This window comes from Pseudoxanthomonas sp. LjRoot204_2, assembly GCF_056175765.1.
This window is the reverse complement of record NZ_JBGFFG010000265.1, coordinates 1-4,806: the sequence shown is the minus strand read 5'-3', so window position 1 is coordinate 4,806 and position 4,806 is coordinate 1. Positions and strand designations below refer to the sequence as shown.

Genomic DNA, 4,806 nt, shown 5'->3' with positions numbered 1-4,806 from the left:
GTCCAGCAGCGACAGGGCGCGCTCCTGCGTGCCGGGCGGCGGCTGCCGGTGGAAACGCAGCGGCAGCATGACGTTCTCCAGCACGGTCAGGCGCGGCAGCAGGTGGAAGCTCTGGAACACGAAACCGATGCGCCGGTTGCGCAGGTCGCTGCTGGCCTCGTCGTCGAAGGTGGCCACGTCGCGGCCTTCGAACAGGTAGGTGCCGGTGCTGGGCCGGTCCAGGCAGCCGAGGATGTTGAGCAGGCTGGACTTGCCGGACCCCGACGCACCGGTGATGGCGACGAACTCTCCCTGCCCGATGCGCAGGTCCACGCCGGCCAAGGCCCGGACCGTCTGCCCGCTCATGGCGTAATGGCGCTGCACGCCCTGCAACTCGATCATCGTGTCCCCTCGTTCCTTCGTCTCTGTCGACCGTTCCTTGCCTCCAAGGTTCCCGGTCCGGGAGTCGGGACGCGGGCGGCGGTCGAGTGTCCTGCCGGTGGAAGGGCGAGCATCCCAGATGCGTGCGCGGGGGTGCAAGCGCACGATTGCGTGGTCCCGGTTGGCAGCGTGTGTCTGGTATCGAAACAGGCGCGAGGCCACCGGTAGGATGGACGAGACTTGCGCGGCCCTGCGCGCCTCGCCATGCTCATGCTGAAGAACCCCGTCATGGACGCCGAGGAACCGATGCAAAAACGATGCGCTGTCCTTCCGCTGATGCTCCTCGTGTCTGCCTGCTCGAGCCTCTCCGTGCCCACGACGGGCACCTACACCGAGCCGGGAAGCGGCGGGTCCACTGCGTCCGTGCTGGTGAAGGAGCACTGCCTGGGAGAGGGCGTGGGCGTGGTACATTTCCAGCAACTCGATACCATCACTTTCCCGGCATTCCAGATCGCCAAGGTCGTGCTCGCTCCGGGTCGCAGGACGGTGTCGGTGAGCTACTTCACGACGGACAGGGTGATGTCGCACCGTGTCGGCGGCGCTTCGCTCACGCACGATTTCCAGCCAGGCAAGGCGTATATCGTCCGGTACCGCAGGACGGACGCCGCCCATTTCAGGGCATGGATCGAGGACATCGATCCGCAAGGCACCGTGTCGGTCAACACGAACTGCATGCAGCCGATTCCATGGCGGAAAGAAATGCAGGGCTGACCCCCGTATGCGGGGTGAGCTCCCTGTCCCGGCCGCACGTTCCCTTCCGCCGTCCTACCCGATACCCCAAGGAGATCCACATGCGATTGAATGCACTGACGGCAATCGTCTCACTGATGGCCCTCGTTCCCTTGGCCCACGCCGAGACGCCGCCCGACCCGATGTTCGGCGACGACCCGCACGCCAAGGCGGTGCTTGATTGCCATGCCGACTACGCACGCCGCTTCGCCAGGGCACTGACGCCCGTGAAGGGCACGCCGACGGAAGTGGCAACCGCAGCCTACGCCGCGTGCATCGGGCCGTTCATGGCGTTCGAGAAGGCCACTGCCGTCGTATCCGAAACCAGTACGAACGCGGGCATCTTCCTCGATCCCGCGCGGTATCGGCAGGAACAGCGCGCGAAGATGCGCGATTATGCGTTCGCCTACACGATGGACGTGTACCTGAGGCAGACCACCACGTTCTGACGACCGCGTCGACGTGGCGTGCGAAACCGTGGTCAACACAAACAATCAATCCCGGGAGGATGGAACGATGGCGAAAGTGACGGGCATAGGCGGCGTGTTCTTCAAGAGTCGCCACGACAGCAAGGCGCTGGCGGCGTGGTACCACACGCATCTGGGGCTGCCGCTGGAGACGTGGGGCGGCGCCGTGCTGCGCTGGCCGGACGACAAGGCCGAGGATCAGGGGCTGACCGTGTGGACCGTCGCGGACAAGGACAGCCAGTGGTTCAGCCCGAGCGACAGTGCCTTCATGATCAACTACCGCGTCGATGACCTCGATGCGCTGCTTGCACAGCTGCGCGCCGCCGACGTGCCGGTCGTCAAAGGCCCCGAGTCGCACGAGAACGGCAAGTTCGCGTGGATCATGGATCCGGAAGGCAACAAGGTGGAGCTGTGGCAGCCGATGGCGTGGGATGAGAAGAACACGCGGGGATGAGCGGCGGATGCGCGAATCGTGTGAGACAGGTTCGAGGGGGACATCATGAGGCGCATGTCGCGATGGCGATACCTGGTACTGCCAGCGGCCTGCGTGGCGGGCAACGCACTCGCCTGCCTGTGTTCTCCGGAGGACCTGGAAGGCTCGCCGCTGGAGAAGGCGACGCTGGTGTTCGTCGGCAGTCCGGTGAAGATCGAAGAGGTACGTCCGTTGCCGCCGGCGCGGAATGCGTGGGGACAGGTCCGCGCGACGCTGCCTGCGCTGTTCGGCGCACCGTCGGAAGAAGAGATCCCTGCCTACGGAAGGTTCCTGGACAACGTGCGCGTTACTTTCGAGGTGTCCGAGTATGTGAAGGGCAAAGGCCCCCAGCGTATTCAGGTCATGACGGGGTACGGCGATTCCGATTGCGGACTGCGCGTGAGCGTGGCCGAGCGGGACACCATCTATGCGCATCACATGAAAGGTGCGTTGAGGACGTCCTACTGCTTCGGCAGCGAGGCGTAAGTGCCGCCGCGGCGCCGGCAGATGTGCGACGGTGGTGCGAGATGAGTCGTACAGTGTCGCTCCACGGACACGAGATTCCCGGCGGGCGCGTCCCGGCATGAAGCTGATCGAATACGCCCTGTTCGCCGTAGTGCTGAGTGCCTTCGCCAACAACTACGTCTGGATCCGCCGGCTGAAGGCGGCCATTGCCGAGGTGCATCCGCATCACCCCGAGATCGATCAGTTCCGTTCGTTCGGGACGCCACTGTACTTGGTGACGAACCTGATGAAGTTCCGCATGTCGAGGGCGTTGTTCGAACTGCCCGGCGAAGAGCGGAGGGTGCTGTACCTGCTTTACCGCTTCCAGCTCTTCATCCTGCTGTCGTTCCCGATCCTGGTGATCTACGTTGTCGGCTGCCTGCTGGCATGACGTTGGACAGACTGCTGTCGGCCATTCGTGACTGGCGTCGCTACCGCCACCGGAGCCAAGGTCAGTCCGCGGGAACCGTACGCTCCCGCGCCCACTCCCGCAGCGCCTGCACCTGTTCGGCCATCAGCACGGATAGCGGGCGGGTGCTGCGGATCTCGTGCATCACCAGGTCGGTGTCGAGCGGCTTCTGTTCGGCATGCGCGGCGTACAGCGCCGAGACGATGGCCTGTTCCAGTTCGGCGCCTGAAAAGCCGTTCGCCGCGGCGGCGAGCGCGGGCAGGTTGAAGCCTTCCGGGTCCAGCGCGCGGCGGGTGAGATGCACGCGCAATACCTCGACGCGCGCATCGGGCGAGGGCAGGTCGACGAAGAAGATCTCGTCGAAGCGGCCCTTGCGCAGCAGTTCCGGTGGCAGGTCCTGCACCTGGTTCGCCGTCGCGACGAGGAACACCTGTCCACTCCCGGCGCCAGCCTTGCGTTCGGCCATCCACGTCAGCAGGTAACCGAGTACGCGGCGCGAGACGCCGCCGTCCTCGTCGCCGCCGCTGGCCAGGCCTTTCTCGATCTCGTCGATCCAGAGCACGCACGGCGCCAGCTGTTCGGCCGAGGCCAGCGCGGCCCGCAGGTTCTTTTCGGTCTCGCCGTGGTACTTGTCGTACAGCGTGCCGAAGTCGAGCCGCAGCAGCGGCACGCCGAAACCGGCAGCCGTGGCCTTGGCCAGCATCGACTTGCCGCAGCCCTGAACGCCGAGCAGCAGCACGCCCTTCGGCAGGTCCAGGCCCGGCGGTGGATTGCCGGACACGAACACCGCGCGGCGTTGCTCGATCCAGCGCTTGAGCCGCGATGCGCCGGCGACATCGGCGAACTTCGCCGTGTCGTATTCGTAGTGGAGGTGGCCGCTGCGGTTGAGCAGTTCGAACTTCAGCTTGTTCAGCGCGGGCAGGTCGCTGGCGGTCAGGGCGCCGTCGGCGAAGATCAGCTGGCGGGCGATCCGTCGCGCGTCGACCAGGCTCAGGCCCTGCAGGTTGCGCACGATCTGCTTGACCGCCTCGCCATCGGCCTCGACGCGGCGGCCGCCATGTTCGCGGGCGTAATGCTCGGCTTCCTCGCGGACCATCTTCAGCAGGGCGTGGCCGTCGGGCAGGCGCGGGTTGAAGCGCACCGCCAGCGCGTCCAGTTCGGAAGGCAGTTCGATCTTGGCACCCACCAGCACCACCACGTGCGGCAGGCTGTGGCGGCGCTGCACGATGTCGCGGAGCTGGCGCTGGCTGCTGGCGTAGCCGAGGTAGGGGTGGAAATCCAGCAGCAGGTAGATGCCGCGCTGCTCGGCCTGCTTGATGGCCTGCAGGGCGGCGCTGGCGTCGGGCGGGCCGACGGCGTCGTCCTCGCGGTCCATGTCCAGCCGGCGCAGGCCCTCGGTGATGCTCCAGCGGAACAGCGCCCGCCACACCTGCCCCAAGGCCTGCCGGAAAAGCTCGACCACGCGGCCTTCGTCCTGGGTCTCGATGACGATCAGCGGGGTGTTGGCGCGGATCAGCGCAGTCAGGTCCTGCAGCTCGTTCATGGCGCATCCGGTCCGTGGGGACGGAACGATAACAGCAAGGCATGAGGGGCGAGGAGTGAGGAGTGAGGGGAAGCCGGGTCTTGCCTTCGCTCGCTCCTCTCCCCTCACGCCTGCCTCCCCGCCTTTCTGCTTCACCGCCCCCGGTGTACCCTCCGGGTTCTCCAGCAACGAGGTGCGCGCATGAAGACGATTCTGGTCGCCAGCTCCAAGGGCGGCGCGGGCAAGACCACCCTGGCGACCAATCTGGCGGCGTACTTCGCAC

General features: G+C 66.2%; 8 protein-coding genes. 6 read left to right on the top strand and 2 right to left on the bottom strand.

Translation table 11 applies throughout. The features are described 5' to 3' along the window. Positions 1-381, bottom strand: a 381-nt coding sequence (locus AC04L7_RS12595; RefSeq protein ID WP_475513117.1) for an ABC transporter ATP-binding protein, incomplete at its 3' end; no start/stop codon positions are given. Positions 382-624: 243 nt separating this feature from the next. On the opposite strand from AC04L7_RS12595, the gene AC04L7_RS12590 reads away from it, so the two are divergent. From AC04L7_RS12590 to AC04L7_RS12570, 5 genes are all read left to right on the top strand, one after another. Continuing rightward, positions 625-1,131: a hypothetical protein gene (locus AC04L7_RS12590; protein ID WP_435995935.1), complete on the top strand. Its 507-nt coding sequence runs from the start codon at positions 625-627 to the stop codon at positions 1,129-1,131. A gap of 80 nt (positions 1,132-1,211) precedes the next feature. Then, entirely contained in the window at positions 1,212-1,598 is a 387-nt protein-coding gene (locus AC04L7_RS12585) for a hypothetical protein (protein WP_435995937.1), read from the top strand. Between the two features lie 67 nt (positions 1,599-1,665). Beyond that, entirely contained in the window at positions 1,666-2,070 is a 405-nt protein-coding gene (locus tag AC04L7_RS12580) for a VOC family protein (protein ID WP_435995939.1), read from the top strand. Positions 2,071-2,124: 54 nt separating this feature from the next. Continuing rightward, positions 2,125-2,574 (top strand): hypothetical protein, encoded by a 450-nt coding sequence (locus AC04L7_RS12575; RefSeq protein WP_435995941.1) that lies wholly within the window; start codon positions 2,125-2,127, stop codon positions 2,572-2,574. A 97-nt stretch (positions 2,575-2,671) separates the two neighbouring features. Further along, a complete protein-coding gene (locus tag AC04L7_RS12570; protein WP_435995943.1) occupies positions 2,672-2,983 on the top strand; it encodes a hypothetical protein in 312 nt (103 codons plus the stop codon). Positions 2,984-3,044: 61 nt separating this feature from the next. Here AC04L7_RS12570 and AC04L7_RS12565 read toward each other — a convergent pair whose 3' ends face one another. Continuing rightward, positions 3,045-4,544, bottom strand: a complete 1,500-nt coding sequence (locus AC04L7_RS12565) for an AAA family ATPase (RefSeq protein ID WP_299344936.1) — start codon at positions 4,542-4,544, stop codon at positions 3,045-3,047. Between the two features lie 180 nt (positions 4,545-4,724). Between AC04L7_RS12565 and AC04L7_RS12560 the strand changes: the two genes are divergently transcribed. Further along, positions 4,725-4,806, top strand: an 82-nt coding sequence (locus tag AC04L7_RS12560; protein WP_475513118.1) for a ParA family protein, incomplete at its 3' end; no start/stop codon positions are given.